The organism is Streptomyces sp. NPDC001914, from assembly GCF_042891215.1.
GTDB lineage: Bacteria > Actinomycetota > Actinomycetes > Streptomycetales > Streptomycetaceae > Streptomyces.
In genome coordinates this window covers 380,188-393,622 of the sequence record NZ_JBIASW010000008.1, presented here as the reverse complement: position 1 = coordinate 393,622, position 13,435 = coordinate 380,188, and the positions used below count along the sequence as shown (strand labels likewise).

The window sequence follows — 13,435 nt, the reverse complement described above, 5'->3', positions numbered from 1 at the left end:
CGGCCCGGTCCACGTGTGCCGTGGAGCGGCCCTGTCCGCGTGTGCGGTGGACCCGGCCCGGTTCGCCCGTGAGGGGGATCAGGCCGGAAGGGGCGTGAGCGCGCGTACGCGCTCGGGCCATCGCATGCCGTTGACCTGACCCGGCTCGTCGCCGATGACGTAACGGACCCGGCGCCCGTGCACGCGGCGCGCGGGCGCGCGGCAGCCGCGCGGCCTGCATCCGCGGGCCAGCCGGGCGTAGGGGTCACGGGCCGCCGAGGGCACCGGGAGGACGGCGGACGGCACGCCGAGGTGCCCCGCGTACGGGTCCCCGGGGAGCGGGAGGGGCGCGACGGGAGCCGGTGAACCCTCGCCCGGTGTCACGGGCCGGGGCGATCCGGTCCGCGCCCGCGGGAGCGCGCCGGCGGGAGCCGGCGCGGCCGACCCCGCGCACGCCGGTACGCCGTCGGGGCGGTGGCCCGGACGGGGTACGGCGGGGGCGAGGGTCGGGGCGGACACCGGCGGGTCAGTCCCGTCCGTGCCGCAGGGCCGGGTGGGCGCCGGCGGCCACCAGGTCGGAGACGGCGGTCTTCGGGTCGCGGCCGGTGACGAGGGACTCGCCGACCAGGACCGCGTCGGCGCCCGCGTTGGCGTACGCGATGAGGTCGTGGGGGCCGCGGACACCGGACTCGGCGATCTTGACGAGGCCGTCGGGGATCTCGGGGGCGAGCCGCTCGAAGGTCGTGCGGTCGACCTTCAGCGTCTTCAGGTTGCGCGCGTTGACGCCGATGATCTTCGCGCCGGCGTCCACCGCGCGCTCGACCTCGTCCTCGTCGTGCACCTCGACCAGCGGCGTGAGCCCGATGGACTCGGCGCGCTCGATGAGGGACTCCAGGGCGGGCTGTTCGAGGGCCGCGACGATGAGCAGCGCCAGGTCGGCGCCGTACGCGCGGGCCTCCCAGAGCTGGTACGACGTGACGATGAAGTCCTTGCGCAGCACCGGGATGTCCACCCGGGCGCGGACGGCCTCCAGGTCGGCGAGCGAACCGCCGAAGCGGCGCTGTTCGGTGAGCACGGAGATGACGGCCGCGCCGCCCGCCTCGTAGTCGGCGGCCAGGCCGGCCGGGTCCGCGATCGCCGCGAGCGCGCCCTTGGACGGGCTGGACCGCTTGACCTCGCAGATGACCTTGACGCCGTCGCCGCGCAGGGCGGCCACGCCGTCCTTGGCCGCCGGAGCCTTCGCCGCGCGCTCCTTGAGCTCGTCGAGGCTGACGCGCGCCTGCCGCTCCGCGAGGTCGGCACGGACTCCGTCGATGATCTCGTCGAGCACACTCACGCGAGCGGCCCCCTTCCCTGCGGTGGACGGTTGAAGCGGTCGGGCGTCCGGCCCGGGCTCACCGCCCAGGACGGATAAGTCGGGTCACTGCGATGGTATCCGGAGGAAGGCGTAGCCCTCGCATCCGGTTGACGCCGGTCCCATTACCTGGACAGTTGTCATTCGATCAAGGATGGAGCCAGCCGCCGGACGGCAGGTTCCGGACAACGGTGAAGACCAGCGCCAACGCGCCCAGGCTCCACAGGTGGACGGGGCCGAGGTCGAGCCGGGCGGGCAACCCGCGCACCACGCGGATCACCCAGACGGCCCACAGCACGGCGAAGACCAGGTACCCGCCGACGGCGAGCGCGTTGTCCGTGAGCGCCGTCGCGAGGTCCCCGTGCACGAAGGCGTGCGCGCTGCGCAGACCGCCGCAGCCGGGGCAGTACAGGCCCGTGAGCCGCAGCAGCGGGCAGACGGGGTAGTGGCCGGGCTCGTTCGGGTCGACGGCCCCGACGTACGCGAAGGCCCCCGCGACGGCCGCGAGCAGCGCGCCGGGGACGGCGAGCCGCCGCAGGACGCCCGCGTCCGGCGCGGTCGGCGTCACCCTCTGGGTTTCGGCGTTCACGCGACGCATTCTGCCTCTCGCGCGGGCCGTGCGCTCGCCCGGGTACGCGGAAGGCGGCCCCGGCGCGTTGCCGGGACCGCCTTCCGTACAGCCTCAGTGGGTCAGGCGTCGGCGCCCACGGTCGAGCGCGCCGCGTTCGCGGGGTGCGCGGTGGCCTTCGGCTGGCCGAGGCCCATGCTCCGCATGACCATGCCGACGACACCGCCGAGGGCGACGACGGCCATGCCGGCCCAGAAGCCCGCCGGTTCGGCCTTGACCATGAAGGCACCCGCGACGCAGAAACCGATGAAGGCGATGATGACACCGGTCCAGGCGGCCGGGGTGTGACCGTGGCTGCTGCCCGCCATGACTTGCTCCTCGTTGCTGTATGCGTGTGTGAGTCGGACGCTCGCCGTCCATTGTCCCGTACGCGCGGGTCCGCCGTGAGCGCGGGGTCACCGCGCGCCCGCCCCTCCGCCCTGTTCAGGGCGCAGGGCCCGGGCCGAGAGGCCCGGGATGCGCGGGACCTAGGTTCCCGCGGGGTCGGGACCTGTGGGGTCCTCGCCGCGGTCGAGGGCCTTCCAGAGGTCCTCGGGGCGGTCCGGGTCGACCGGCTTGACCTTGCGGGGCCGCGGCCTGCCGTCCCGCTCGTAGCGGCTGGACATGGCGGGCCAGGAGCGGCCGTGGCGCAGCGCGAGCAGCCCGGCCAGCAGGATGAGCGCGCCGGCCGCCGCGGCCACGTACGGCCAGACGGTGTGGCTGAGCCCGGCCGCGGTGGCGGCGGTGTTCCCGGAGGCGGAGGCGGCCCGCTCGTCGAGGGCGGAGGTGTCGCCCGCGCCGAGGACGGAGGCGACGACGATGCCCGCGCCGGAGAGCGCGAGCAGCGCGGAGACCAGGAGGCGGCCGGAGCGGCGGACGGCGAAGACGGCGACGAGCGCGGCGAGGCCGACTATGGCGAGCGCCGCGGGTACGCCCGTGACGTCGCTGCCCTTGACGGTGAGCGGGAAGTCGCCGCCGGCCACGGTCGCGGACCCCCGCGCCCAGCTCTGCCGGCTGGCGAGCAGGGCGACGGCCGCGCCGAGCGCGCCGCTCAGCAGGGTCACGGCAAGGCTGCGGCGGCCGGACCGGACGGGTCCCGCGGCTTCGGATCGGGGGTGAGGTACAGCAGTCACAGACCCCACTATCGCCTGAACCCCGGGCGAACCGACATTCGGGGTTGCGTGAGCCTCGTCCTATTCGGGCGCGGTTCGCACGGGTCGTACGCTTCCGGGCGCGGCCGGGGCCGTCGGCGGGGCGTCGGCCCAACTGCCCGTCACCCGGCCGCGCGAGCGGTCTCGCGCCCGGCCGGCCGCATCCGGTCCCACCGGAACGGCCGGGCCACGAGAGCCCCCGCCCGGCCCACAGCCCCGGACGGGTTCTGTCGACCGGGCGGGTTCCCCATGCCGGAGGGGCTCTGGCAACCGAGCCGGTTCGCGGTGCCGGGCGGGCTCAGGTGACAGGTCACCCGTTCCGGAAGGGCGCGGTGACCGAGCCGGTTCGCGGTGCCGGGCGGGCTCAGGTGACCGGGCAGGTCACCCGTTCCGGAAGGGCGCGGCGACCGGGCCGGTTTGCGGTGCCGGAGGGGCGGGCCCCGGCGGCCGGGGCCGGTTCGCCGGGCGGGTCTAGCTGCCGAGGCGGTTGGCGGTGTGGACCGCTCGCAGCACCGCCGCCGCCTTGTTGCGGCACTCGTCGTCCTCCGCCTGCGGGACCGAGTCGGCGACGATGCCGGCGCCGGCCTGGACGTAGGCCGTGCCGTCGCGCAGCAGGGCCGTACGGATGGCGATGGCGGTGTCGGAGTCGCCCGCGAAGTCGAGGTAGCCGACGCAGCCGCCGTACAACCCGCGCCGGGACGGTTCCAGTTCGTCGATGATCTGCATCGCGCGCGGCTTGGGCGCCCCGGAGAGGGTTCCGGCGGGGAAGCAGGCGGTGAGCACGTCGAAGGCCGTGCGGCCCGCGGCGACCTTGCCGGTCACCGTGGAGACGATGTGCATCACGTGCGAGTACCGCTCGATGGACATGAAGTCGACGACCTCGACGGAGCCGGGCTCGCAGACCCGGCCGAGGTCGTTGCGGCCCAGGTCGACGAGCATGAGGTGCTCGGCGCGCTCCTTGGGGTCGGCGAGCAGTTCGTCGGCGAGTGCCTGGTCGTCCTGGACGGTCGCGCCGCGCGGCCGGGTGCCGGCGATGGGGTGCACCATGGCCTGTCCGTCCTCGACCTTGACCAGGGCCTCCGGGGAGGAGCCGACGACGTCGAAGCCCTCGAAGCGGAACAGGTACATGTACGGCGAGGGGTTGGTCGCCCGCAGGACGCGGTAGACGTCCAACGCGCTGGCCGTGCAGGGGGTTTCGAAGCGCTGGGAGGGGACGACCTGGAAGGCCTCGCCGGCCCGGATGCGCTCCTTGATGTCCTCGACGGCGTCCTGGAAGTCGGGGCCGCCCCAGAGCGCGGTGTACTCGGGGAGTTCGGAGGGCGGGAGCGCGGCGGGCGGCTGGGACACCGCGCGCGAGAGGTCGGCCTCCATGGCGTCGAGGCGGGCGACGGCGTCCGCGTACGCCTCGTCGACGCCGGTGTCCAGGTCGTTGTGGTTGATCGCGTTGGCGATGAGCTGGACCGAGCCGTCCCAGTGGTCCAGGACGGCGAGGTCGCTGGTGAGCAGCATGGTCAGCTCGGGCAGCTTCAGGTCGTCCCGCTCGCCGGGGCCGATCTTCTCCAGGCGGCGCACGATGTCGTAGCCCAGATAGCCGACCATGCCGCCGGTGAACGGGGGCAGTCCCTCGGTCCCGGGGGTGTGCAGCGCCTCGACGGTGGCGCGCAGGGCCGCGAGCGGATCACCGTCCACGGGGACGCCGACGGGCGGGGTGCCGAGCCAGTGCGCCCGGCCGTCCCGCTCGGTGAGGGTCGCGGCGGAGCGGACGCCCACGAAGGAGTAGCGGGACCAGGACAGGGAGGTGCGGCCGTTCTCCGCGGATTCGAGCAGGAACGTGCCGGGGCGCTCGGCGGCCAGCTTGCGGTAGAGCGCGACCGGCGTGTCGCCGTCCGCGAGCAGTTTGCGGCTGACGGGGATGACACGGCGGTCGGTGGCCAGCTTGCGGAACGTCTCGAGATCCATGGCGGCTGACCTTACTGATTCCGGGCCGGTGCGCCGGAATCGGCGCCCTCGGCCCTGTCGCCGGTGTCCTTGAGCAGCACGTCGGCGTCGAAGCACGTGCGGTCGCCGGTGTGGCAGGCGGCGCCGACCTGGTCGACGCGCACCAGCAGGGTGTCGGCGTCGCAGTCCAGGGCCACCGACCTGACGTGCTGGAAGTGGCCCGAGGTGTCGCCCTTGACCCAGTACTCCTGGCGGCTGCGCGACCAGTAGGTGCAGCGGCCCGTGGTGAGGGTGCGGTGCAGTGCCTCGTCGTCCATCCAGCCGAGCATCAGCACCTCACCGGTGTCGTACTGCTGGGCGATGGCGGGGACGAGTCCGTCGGCGCTGCGCTTGAGGCGGGCGGCGATCTCGGGGTCCAGGCTGCTGGCGGGAGGCGTGCTGGTCATGGGTGCCATTGTGCCGCGCCGGGCCGTCGCTCCCGGCCGTTGTCCACAGGCCGGACCCGTGCCGTCGTCCACAGCCCGACGCGGCCGGACCCGTCGTGCTCTCCGCTGGGCGGAGCGGCCGCCCCGCCGTAGGCTGGCCGGCATGTCGACCCATGCCAAGCGCGAACGGCTTCTCCTCGCCGATCTGTTGGAAACCGTGGGACCGGACGCCCCGACCCTGTGCGAGGGCTGGAACAGCCGGGATCTCGCCGCGCACGTGGTGGTGCGCGAGCGGCGCCTCGACGCCGCCGGCGGTGTCCTCGTCAAACAGCTCGCGTCCCGGCTGGAGCGGGTGATGGCGGAGTTCGCCGAGAAGCCGTACGAGGAGTTGATCCAGCTGCTCCGGACGGGGCCGCCGCGGTTCTCGCCGTTCACCCTGAAGCAGGTGGACGAGGCGTCGAACGTGGTGGAGTTCTACGTCCACACCGAGGACGTGCGGCGCGCGCAGCCGGACTGGACGCCGCGCGAGCTGGACGCGGTGTTCCAGGACGCCCTGTGGTCGCGCCTGGACCGCACGGCCCGGCTGATGGGCCGGGGCGCTCCGACCGGTGTGGTCCTGCGCCGCCCGAACGGCCAGACGACGGTGCTGAACAAGGGAACGCCGGTGGTGACGGTGACCGGCGAGCCCTCGGAGCTGCTGATGTTCGCGTTCGGCCGGCAGGGCGTGGCGGACGTCGAGCTGGAGGGCGACAAGGACGCGATCACGAAGCTCCACGAGGCGAAACAGCTCGGGATCTAGGGGCCGCGGACCCGGAGATCCGGGGTCGGTCCGGCGGGCGCTGCCGACGGTCCGCCGGGCAGCCCGCTCCACCGAGCAGCCCGCTCCGCCGGGGCGGCCGCGGCTCCGGTCAGCGGCGCCTGGCAGGCGCTGCCCGCAGTCCCCACGGCAGCCCCCTCCATCGGGGGCCGCGGCTCCGGTCAGCGGCACTTGGCAGGCGCTGCCCGCAGCTCCGGTCAGCGCCCTCCACCGGGGGCCGCGGCTCCGGTCTGCGGCGTCCGGCGGGCGCTGCCTGCGGTCCGCCGGGCACCCTCTCCTCCGAGCCGAGGGCCGCAGCGCCGGTCAGCGGGGCAGTTCGGCGCGGCGCAGGTCCCGTACGCACAGGGTGAGGACCCCGCCGAGGCCGCACACGGCGGCGCTGGTGACGAAGACCGGTCCGGTGCCCCACCAACCGATCGCGGCGGCGGTCACGGGCATGCTGAGCGGCGCGAGCCCCAGGCTGACGATGCCGGCGACGGCGCTGACCCGGCCGAGGTAGGCGGGGTCGGACTGGGTCTGGATCAGTGCTCCGCACAGCGCGCCGCTGAGCCCGGCGAGCAGTCCGATGACCAGGGCGACACCGACGGCCCCGGCGACGCCCGGCACGAAGGCGAGCGCGCCGATGGCGACGGAACCGCCGAGGATGGCCACGGCGGCGACCGAGCCCGCGCGCGGCAGCCGTCCGCGCAGGGTCAGCAGCAGCGCCGCGGCTCCGGCGCCGGAGCCGAACGCGGCGATCACCCAGCCCATCCCCGACGCGCCCCAGCCGCGCCGGTCGGCGAGCAGGGTCAGTCCGACGTTGAGCGGTCCCACGAAGCCCAGGTCGCCGAGGGCGATGACGGCGACGAGCGGGGCGAGGACGCGGTGGCCGCGGATGTAGCGCAGACCGTCGCGGAGGTCGTGCCAGGCGGTGCGGGCGGCCGGGTCCGTCTCGTCGTCCGGGGTGAGTTCCCGCATGCGTACGGAGATCAGCAGCGGCACCGACACGGCGATGAGCAGGCCGGCCAGGGCGAACGCGGTGGCAGCGCCGCCGAGGGCGACGGCGAGGCCGCCGAGCGGGGCGCCCAGCACGTTGGCGGAGCGGATCGCGAGACCCCGCATGCCCTGCACCCGGGCGAGCTGGTCGGGGCCGGTGACACGGGCGGGCAGGGCACCGACGGCGGGCATGAAGACGGCGTCGACGACGCCGAAGACGACGGCGACCAGGCCCAGCAGCCACAGCCCCGGGCTGGTCGCGAAGAGCAGCGCGGCGACCGCCAGCACGGTCGCGCAGCGCACCGCGTCGCTGCCTATGACGACCTTCCTCGGCCCGAACCGGTCGGCGAGCACTCCCCCGCCCAGCATCAGCAGGGCACGCGGCACGGCGCTGACGGACATCACGAGCCCGGCCTGGGAGGGGCTGCCGGCCTGGACGGCGGCCCAGGACAGCGCGATGTAGTAGACGTTGTCGCCGATCATCGACGAGGTGTAGGCGCCGAGCCAGCGCAGGACGTTGCCGTCGCGGTGGGCGGCCCTGCCGGGAGCCTGCGCGGCGGCCCGGGCGGGGTCGGACATGACGGTCGCGGTCACGGGGCCTGGTCCTTTCGGGGCGGACGTGCTCTCGGGGTCAGACACGGAACGGGAATCCGTACACGTGCAGCGCGACGTTCTCGCGTCCTTCGGTGTCACCGGCCGCCTCGTCCGCGCGGCCCTTGTCGTCGTACTTCCGGATGACGGCGAGCAACTCGTCCCGCAGGGCCGTCAGTTCGGCCGCGGTCAGCCGCAGGTTGCCCTCCGCGTCGGCGACGGCGTCGTTCCACTCCGCCGGCCAGGTGGCCCGTTCGTCGAGGTAGCGCCGGTAGAGCTCGGTGCGCTGGTCGAGGTAGAGCCGGGTGAAGGCGAGATGGGCGGTCTCCCGCTCCGGCGCGTCCCGGAAGTCGGCGCCCCGCACACTGACGCCGTCCGACGCCGGTTGCCACCAGCGCTCCCGTCCGTCGCCGCTGCGTGGCTCGGCCTCCTCGATCAGGCCGTGATCGGCGAGTTTGCGCAGGTGATAGCTGACGAGCGACGGCGCCTCGTCGACCTGCTCGCCCAGTTGCGAGGCGGTGGCGGCACCGGCGACGAGCAGACCCCGGTACAGCTTCATCCGCAGGGGATGTCCCAGGGCCTTGAGGGTGCCCACATCATCGATCCGGCGGTTCTCCTTGCTGGTCATGAGTTCCACCGTAGATACGAAAGAAAAGTTGCGCAACTAATATTGCGCAACTTTTCTTTCGTATCTCCCTGGAGGGGAACCCTCACGGATCGAGCAGCGCATGCGCGGCCAGGGCCAGCGACAGCTCGACGACGTCCGCCGGGCGGGTCAGGGACCGGCCGGTGAGCTGTTCGCACCGGCGGAGCCGGTTCAAAACGGTGTTGCGGTGGCAGTAGAGGCGGCCCGCGGCCCGCTGGGCGGAACCGTCGCAGGCGAGCCAGACGGTCAGCGTGTCGAGCATGATGTCCCGGTCGGACAGGTCGAGCCGCAGCAGCGGCCCGAGAACCCGCTCGGACAGCGCCGCGCCGAGGACCGGAGCGGAGACGACGAGCGCGGCGGGCAGATGCTCCTCCAGGACGACGGTCCCGCCGGAACGCGGACAGGCCCGCAGCGCCGTGTCGGCCAGGCGACGGGCGTCGCCGATCGCCGCGAGCCCCTCCACGACCGGGCTCACTCCGACCCGGGCCGGCGGCGGGGCGGTCAGCCGGCGGGCGATCTCCCCGGCGTCCAGGTCGGGCCCGTGCGTCCCGGGGCGCTCACCGCCCCGGCCGTCCGCGCAGTACACGCCGTCCGTCCAGTCGACGCCGTCCGAGCGGTCCGCGCCCTCCGGACTCGCCCCGGCCCCCGGAGCGGACGCCGGGCCGGGGCCCGCGTCGAGGAGGCCGCCGTCGTGGCCGCGGCCGGACCGGCCCCCGTCGTCGGGACGGTCGCCGAGCAGGACGATGCCGTAGCTGCCCTCGGCGTCCCGGTCGCGGTCGCGGTACCAGAGGATCCGCAGGCCGGACAGGCGCACCTGGCCGCGTACGTCGGTGAACGCCCGGCCCGCGGGCAGCCGGACCTGCACCACCGCGTACCGGCCCCGCTCGGGGAGGCCGAGGGCGGCGGCGGTGGCCGGCAGGTCGGCGATGCGGGCGGTGCCGTCGAGGAGCGCGGCCGTCATCAGGCGCAGCCGGTTCTCCCTGCGCCACATCAGCTCGCGCTCCGTCTGGCGGTAGGCGTCGGCGACCACGGCGCAGTGGTCGTCGACGAAGTTCCAGACGTCGGCGGCCACATGCACGAGCAGGCGCGCGTCGGCGGGGTGGCGGCGGGTCGTCTCGTCGACGAGTTCCTGCCAGATCATGCCGCCGCCCAGCCGGAAGGCGCGCAGCAGCGCGTCCAGCGGAAGGCCGCGTTCGGCGCGGGCCCTGCCGATGGCCCAGGAACAGCGGTGGGCGGCCTCGCGCAGTTCACCGGGCTGGATCAGGGACCCGACGTTGAGCCGCAGCGAGCGCCGCACCTCGTCGCGGACGCTCTCCGCGTCCGTCTCCATGGCCGCGCGGTACGCGGGCTCGCGCGCCACCAGGAGCTCCACCAGCCGTTCGGAGAGTTCGGGCAGCCCCGCCATCAGGGCCCGGGCGGCGCGGTGCAGCACCGACAGCGCCTCCGCGTCGACGGCCGGGCGGGCGGCCGGTGCCGGGGGCCGGGGCCCGGGCTGGGACCGGACGTGGGCGGGTACGAGGTGCTGCATCGCTGTCCTCCACCGGGAGTCGGCTCGGTCGGGCTGCCCGGTCGGCCGACGCACGGCACACGGGTGACCCGGACCTCCTGATCCCGCAGGATGACATACCGCCCGGTCGGTACCTAGGGGTGTGCGGCGGTCTTCTCGGCCCGGTCCACCAGACGGGACAGTTCGACGCGGGAGCGGACCCCCAGGGCGGCGAAGACATTGCGCAGGTGGTGGTCCACCGTGCGGGTGCTCACGGACAGGCGCAGCGCGACTTCGCGGTTGGTGGCCCCCTCCGCCACACAGCGGGCGATCCGCAGCTGCTGGGGTGTCAGAAGCGTGAGGGGACCGGCCGGTCCGCCCGGCCCCGCGTCCCCCGTCGCCCGCAGTTCCGCCCGCGCCTGCGCGGCCCAGCCGAGCGCCCCGCCCCGCTCGAAGGACACCAGCGCGTCCCGCAGCCGGCCGCGCGCCTCACCGGGCCTGCGCCGCCTGCGCAGCCAGGCCCCGTAGAGGAGCTGGGTGCGGCCGCGCTCGAAGTCCCCGGCCACCGCGTCGTGCCGGGCCAGGGCGGCGGCGAACAGCTCCTCGCGTTCCTCGGGACCGCTCAGCAGCGCCCGGCAGCGGGCCAGTTGGGCCGGCGCCTGGGGATCCGAGCCCTGCTCGGACCAGCGGGCGAACGCGGCCACCGCCGACCGGGCGGCCTCCGTCTGCCCCGTGCGGGCCGCCGCCTCGACGAAGCAGGGCACGGCGAGCATCCGTACGGCGAAGTGGCCGCGGCGCGGGCCGGCGCCGACCAGGGGGCCGAGCCGGGCCGCGGCCTCCGGGAGCCGGCCGCGGGCCAGGTCGGCGCGGGCCCGCGCCCACTGGGACAGCGTGGCCGCCTGCGCGAGACCGTGGGCCGCGGCGACCCGTTCGGCGGCTTCGGCGTGGTCCGCGACGGTCTCGGGGGAACCCTCCACGGACGCCACCAGCGCGAGGATCGCGTGGTGGTGGGCCGCGAGGTTGTCCTGACCGGCGTCGAGTGCCGTGCGCAGGCCGTCCTCGGCGTGGGCGCGGGCACGGGCGTGGCGGCCGGCCCGCAGCTCTCCGTAGGCCAGCCGTTCCAGCGCCTGGGCGACCAGGATGTACGGGCCTCGCGCCCTGGCGACGGCGAGGGCACGGGAGTTGGCGCGAGCGGCGGCGGCGAGGTCACCGACGACGAGGGCGGCGCCGCCGGCCCGCAGCAGGGTCTCCGGGCCCTCGTGGACGCCGGCCGCCGGCCCCGCTGCGGCCATCACCTCCCGCAGGGGCGGCCGTCCGGTGTCCGGGCGGCCGTTCATCACCGCGGACATCCCCGTCCGGTAGGCCGCGAGCAGGGGGTCGGATCCCGGCTGCGTCGGGCCAAGCTCCAGGGCCTCCACGCAGGCCGCCGCGTCTCCCGTCGCCCAGGACGCCTCGACGGCGGCGAGCCGGGCGGCCAGGGCACGGGACGCGTCGGCGGGGGCCAGCAACTCCGCCGCCAGCAGCAGCACTTCGCGGGCATCGGCGACCGGGCCGTCCTGGAGTGCGAGCAGCCCGCTCACCAGGAGGGCCGCGCCGCGCACGGCGCCGGTCAGCCCCTCGCACCCGGCGCGGGCCAGCAACTCACGCGCGCGGTGCGGCAGTCCGGCCAGCCGGGCCTGATCGGCGGCGTCGACCAGGCGGAGCTGTTCGGCCGTGTCCGGCGCCGCCGCAGGGTCGGACCGCTCCGCCGAGTCGGGCGGCTCGACCCGCTCGGGCGCCTCCGCCGGGCCGGGTACCTCGGCCGGGTCGACGACCTCCGCCGGATCGGTCGCCTTGGCCGGATCGGTCGCCTTGGCCGGATCGGGCGCCGCTTGTGCGGGCGTCCCGGCAGGGCCGAGTGCCTCCGCCGGGTCGACGACCCCCGCCGGATCGCTCGCCTTGGCCGAGCCGGGCGCCTCCGCCGGGCCGGGCGCCTCCGCCGGGCCGGGCGCCTCCGCCGGGCCGGGCGCCTCCGCCAGGCCAGGCGGCTCCGCCGAGCGCGTCGCTTCGATCGGGCCGGGCGTCCCGGGGCCGGCGGGTGTGGGACGTACGCGGGACGAGTGGGGCGTCCCGGGTGTCGGTAACGGGGTCCGGGCCGGCGCCCCGAGGGGAATTCGCGCAGTCTCGTTTCCGGTCACCCCGTCACGTTACTTCCGCGTAAAAAACGGCGGAAGCCCCGCGTTCACTTGCCCGGGCGGGCACGGAAACCCCTCTGACCTGCGCGGACAAGGTCATGGCTGGGCACGGACCCACGCCCGGCGGGCAAGGCTTGTGCACCCGCACAACGGCCGCGTGCCCGGGCCCGACGCACGCGCACACGGGGTGACGGCCACCGGGATCGGCGGCCGTCACCCCCGCACGGACCGGACCGTGCGGTGCGGGTCAGGAGGTGTGCGGGCAGTTGCCCCGGTAGTCGGCGATCGTCAGCGAGGGCTGCGGCAGCGGGCAGAGGAACTGCTCGTAGCGGGTGTCATTGTCGATGAATCGCTTGAGCCACGAGATGCTGTACTTCGCGATCGTCGTGTTCGAGCTGTTGGGCGTGAAGTGGGTGGCACCCCTGAGCTCCAGGTACGCCTTGTCGAGAGTGCTCGGCAGACTCGCGTAGAAGGGCCGGGAGTGCGTGGCGACCGGTGCGATCGTGTCACCGTCCGCTCCAACGATCAGCGTCGGCGTCTTGATCTCCGGCCAGGTGGTGTCCAGGTTCCAGCCGGTGAGCGGGATCGCCGCCTGGAGCGAGGGACGGCTCTTCGCGGCCTCCAGCGTGCCGCCGCCGCCCATCGAATGGCCCATGACACCGAGCCGGCTGCCGTCGATCCTGGTCCGCACGGAACTGCTCTGGGTCAGGTAGTCGAGCGCGGCCAGCAGTTGGCGGCCTCGGCTGTCGGGCTGGTCGAGGGTGGTGAGGGTGTCGATGGTGAACACCACGAAGCCCTGGGAGGCGAGCCGGGGCCCGAGCCAGGAGATGGACGACTGGTAGGCGGTGTACCCGGGTGAGATCACGACCGCGCCGAAGGTGCCGTCGGCGGTCGAGGTCGGGTAGTAGACGGTGCCGCCGCCGAAGCCGCTCACGGACAGGGCGGAGACGGTGGTGGTGGAGACGGCGTACGAACCACGGGAGGCTTCGATACTGGCGTTCGTGGGGGCGGGGCCGCGCTCGTACGGGTTCGCGGCGGCCTGCGCCGGGACGGCCTGTGCTCCGACGACGGCCTGCGCCCCGGTGGCCTGCGCCCCGGTGGCCTGCGCGGCGACCAGGCCGCCCGCGGCCAGGAGCACCGCGAGCGAGGCCCGCACCAGACGGCCGGCCGGCCGGTGCGGTCGGCGGGGGGACGGTTCGGGTGCGACGGGTACGACCGGTTCGACGGGGAGTGCGCGGTTCGGCTGCTGCACGGCGGGTGCGTCCTCTCGGTGAACGAGCTGAGGGGGACGG

General features: G+C 75.0%; 13 protein-coding genes. 1 reads left to right on the top strand and 12 read right to left on the bottom strand.

Annotation, left to right across the window (positions count from 1 at the left end; translation table 11 throughout):
* Positions 1-78 precede the first annotated feature (78 nt).
* The 7 genes from trpM to hisI form a co-directional block, all read right to left on the bottom strand.
* Positions 79-498: a tryptophan biosynthesis modulator TrpM gene (gene trpM, locus ACFYYF_RS24450; RefSeq protein WP_388779070.1), complete on the bottom strand. Its 420-nt coding sequence runs from the start codon at positions 496-498 to the stop codon at positions 79-81.
* Positions 499-505: 7 nt separating this feature from the next.
* Positions 506-1,315 carry an indole-3-glycerol phosphate synthase TrpC gene (gene trpC / locus ACFYYF_RS24445; protein WP_361694106.1) on the bottom strand — a complete coding sequence of 270 codons (810 nt, stop codon included), beginning with the start codon at positions 1,313-1,315 and terminating at the stop codon, positions 506-508.
* Positions 1,316-1,481: 166 nt separating this feature from the next.
* On the bottom strand, positions 1,482-1,931 hold the full coding sequence (locus ACFYYF_RS24440; RefSeq protein WP_388779068.1) for a DUF2752 domain-containing protein: 450 nt from the start codon (positions 1,929-1,931) through the stop codon (positions 1,482-1,484).
* A 92-nt stretch (positions 1,932-2,023) separates the two neighbouring features.
* On the bottom strand, positions 2,024-2,269 hold the full coding sequence (locus ACFYYF_RS24435) for an HGxxPAAW family protein (RefSeq protein ID WP_361694102.1): 246 nt from the start codon (positions 2,267-2,269) through the stop codon (positions 2,024-2,026).
* A gap of 159 nt (positions 2,270-2,428) precedes the next feature.
* A complete protein-coding gene (locus tag ACFYYF_RS24430; RefSeq protein ID WP_388779065.1) occupies positions 2,429-3,082 on the bottom strand; it encodes a TIGR02234 family membrane protein in 654 nt (217 codons plus the stop codon).
* Positions 3,083-3,562: 480 nt separating this feature from the next.
* Complete coding sequence (locus ACFYYF_RS24425) at positions 3,563-5,050, bottom strand: anthranilate synthase component I (RefSeq protein WP_361694098.1); 1,488 nt, start codon at positions 5,048-5,050, stop codon at positions 3,563-3,565.
* Positions 5,051-5,061: 11 nt separating this feature from the next.
* The gene (hisI, locus tag ACFYYF_RS24420; protein WP_361694096.1) at positions 5,062-5,475 is read right to left on the bottom strand and encodes a phosphoribosyl-AMP cyclohydrolase; all 414 of its coding nucleotides are present in this window, start codon (positions 5,473-5,475) and stop codon (positions 5,062-5,064) included.
* Positions 5,476-5,617: 142 nt separating this feature from the next.
* Between hisI and ACFYYF_RS24415 the strand changes: the two genes are divergently transcribed.
* Positions 5,618-6,253: a TIGR03085 family metal-binding protein gene (locus ACFYYF_RS24415; RefSeq protein WP_361694094.1), complete on the top strand. Its 636-nt coding sequence runs from the start codon at positions 5,618-5,620 to the stop codon at positions 6,251-6,253.
* A 321-nt stretch (positions 6,254-6,574) separates the two neighbouring features.
* Here ACFYYF_RS24415 and ACFYYF_RS24410 read toward each other — a convergent pair whose 3' ends face one another.
* The 5 genes from ACFYYF_RS24410 to ACFYYF_RS24390 all read right to left on the bottom strand — a co-directional run bounded on the left by ACFYYF_RS24410 (position 6,575) and on the right by ACFYYF_RS24390 (position 13,395).
* Complete coding sequence (locus ACFYYF_RS24410; RefSeq protein ID WP_388779217.1) at positions 6,575-7,825, bottom strand: MFS transporter; 1,251 nt, start codon at positions 7,823-7,825, stop codon at positions 6,575-6,577.
* Between the two features lie 52 nt (positions 7,826-7,877).
* The gene (locus ACFYYF_RS24405; RefSeq protein WP_388779063.1) at positions 7,878-8,465 is read right to left on the bottom strand and encodes a helix-turn-helix domain-containing protein; all 588 of its coding nucleotides are present in this window, start codon (positions 8,463-8,465) and stop codon (positions 7,878-7,880) included.
* A gap of 82 nt (positions 8,466-8,547) precedes the next feature.
* Complete coding sequence (locus tag ACFYYF_RS24400) at positions 8,548-10,011, bottom strand: PucR family transcriptional regulator (RefSeq protein ID WP_388779060.1); 1,464 nt, start codon at positions 10,009-10,011, stop codon at positions 8,548-8,550.
* Between the two features lie 113 nt (positions 10,012-10,124).
* Positions 10,125-12,146 carry a LuxR C-terminal-related transcriptional regulator gene (locus ACFYYF_RS24395; RefSeq protein ID WP_388779058.1) on the bottom strand — a complete coding sequence of 674 codons (2,022 nt, stop codon included), beginning with the start codon at positions 12,144-12,146 and terminating at the stop codon, positions 10,125-10,127.
* A 244-nt stretch (positions 12,147-12,390) separates the two neighbouring features.
* The gene (locus ACFYYF_RS24390; protein WP_388779055.1) at positions 12,391-13,395 is read right to left on the bottom strand and encodes an alpha/beta hydrolase family protein; all 1,005 of its coding nucleotides are present in this window, start codon (positions 13,393-13,395) and stop codon (positions 12,391-12,393) included.
* Positions 13,396-13,435: the final 40 nt, after the last annotated feature.

What these genes read in the sequence shown, in the direction of transcription:
- ACFYYF_RS24440 (WP_388779068.1), bottom strand. Translation starts at nt 1,931, where the DNA reads ATGCGTCGCGTGAACGCCGAAACCCAGAGGGTGACGCCGACCGCGCCG.
- ACFYYF_RS24435 (WP_361694102.1), bottom strand. Translation starts at nt 2,269, where the DNA reads ATGGCGGGCAGCAGCCACGGTCACACCCCGGCCGCCTGGACCGGTGTC.
- ACFYYF_RS24425 (WP_361694098.1), bottom strand. Translation starts at nt 5,050, where the DNA reads ATGGATCTCGAGACGTTCCGCAAGCTGGCCACCGACCGCCGTGTCATC.
- hisI (WP_361694096.1), bottom strand. Translation starts at nt 5,475, where the DNA reads ATGACCAGCACGCCTCCCGCCAGCAGCCTGGACCCCGAGATCGCCGCC.
- ACFYYF_RS24415 (WP_361694094.1), top strand. Translation starts at nt 5,618, where the DNA reads ATGTCGACCCATGCCAAGCGCGAACGGCTTCTCCTCGCCGATCTGTTG.
- ACFYYF_RS24410 (WP_388779217.1), bottom strand. Translation starts at nt 7,825, where the DNA reads ATGTCCGACCCCGCCCGGGCCGCCGCGCAGGCTCCCGGCAGGGCCGCC.
- ACFYYF_RS24405 (WP_388779063.1), bottom strand. Translation starts at nt 8,465, where the DNA reads ATGACCAGCAAGGAGAACCGCCGGATCGATGATGTGGGCACCCTCAAG.
- ACFYYF_RS24400 (WP_388779060.1), bottom strand. Translation starts at nt 10,011, where the DNA reads ATGCAGCACCTCGTACCCGCCCACGTCCGGTCCCAGCCCGGGCCCCGG.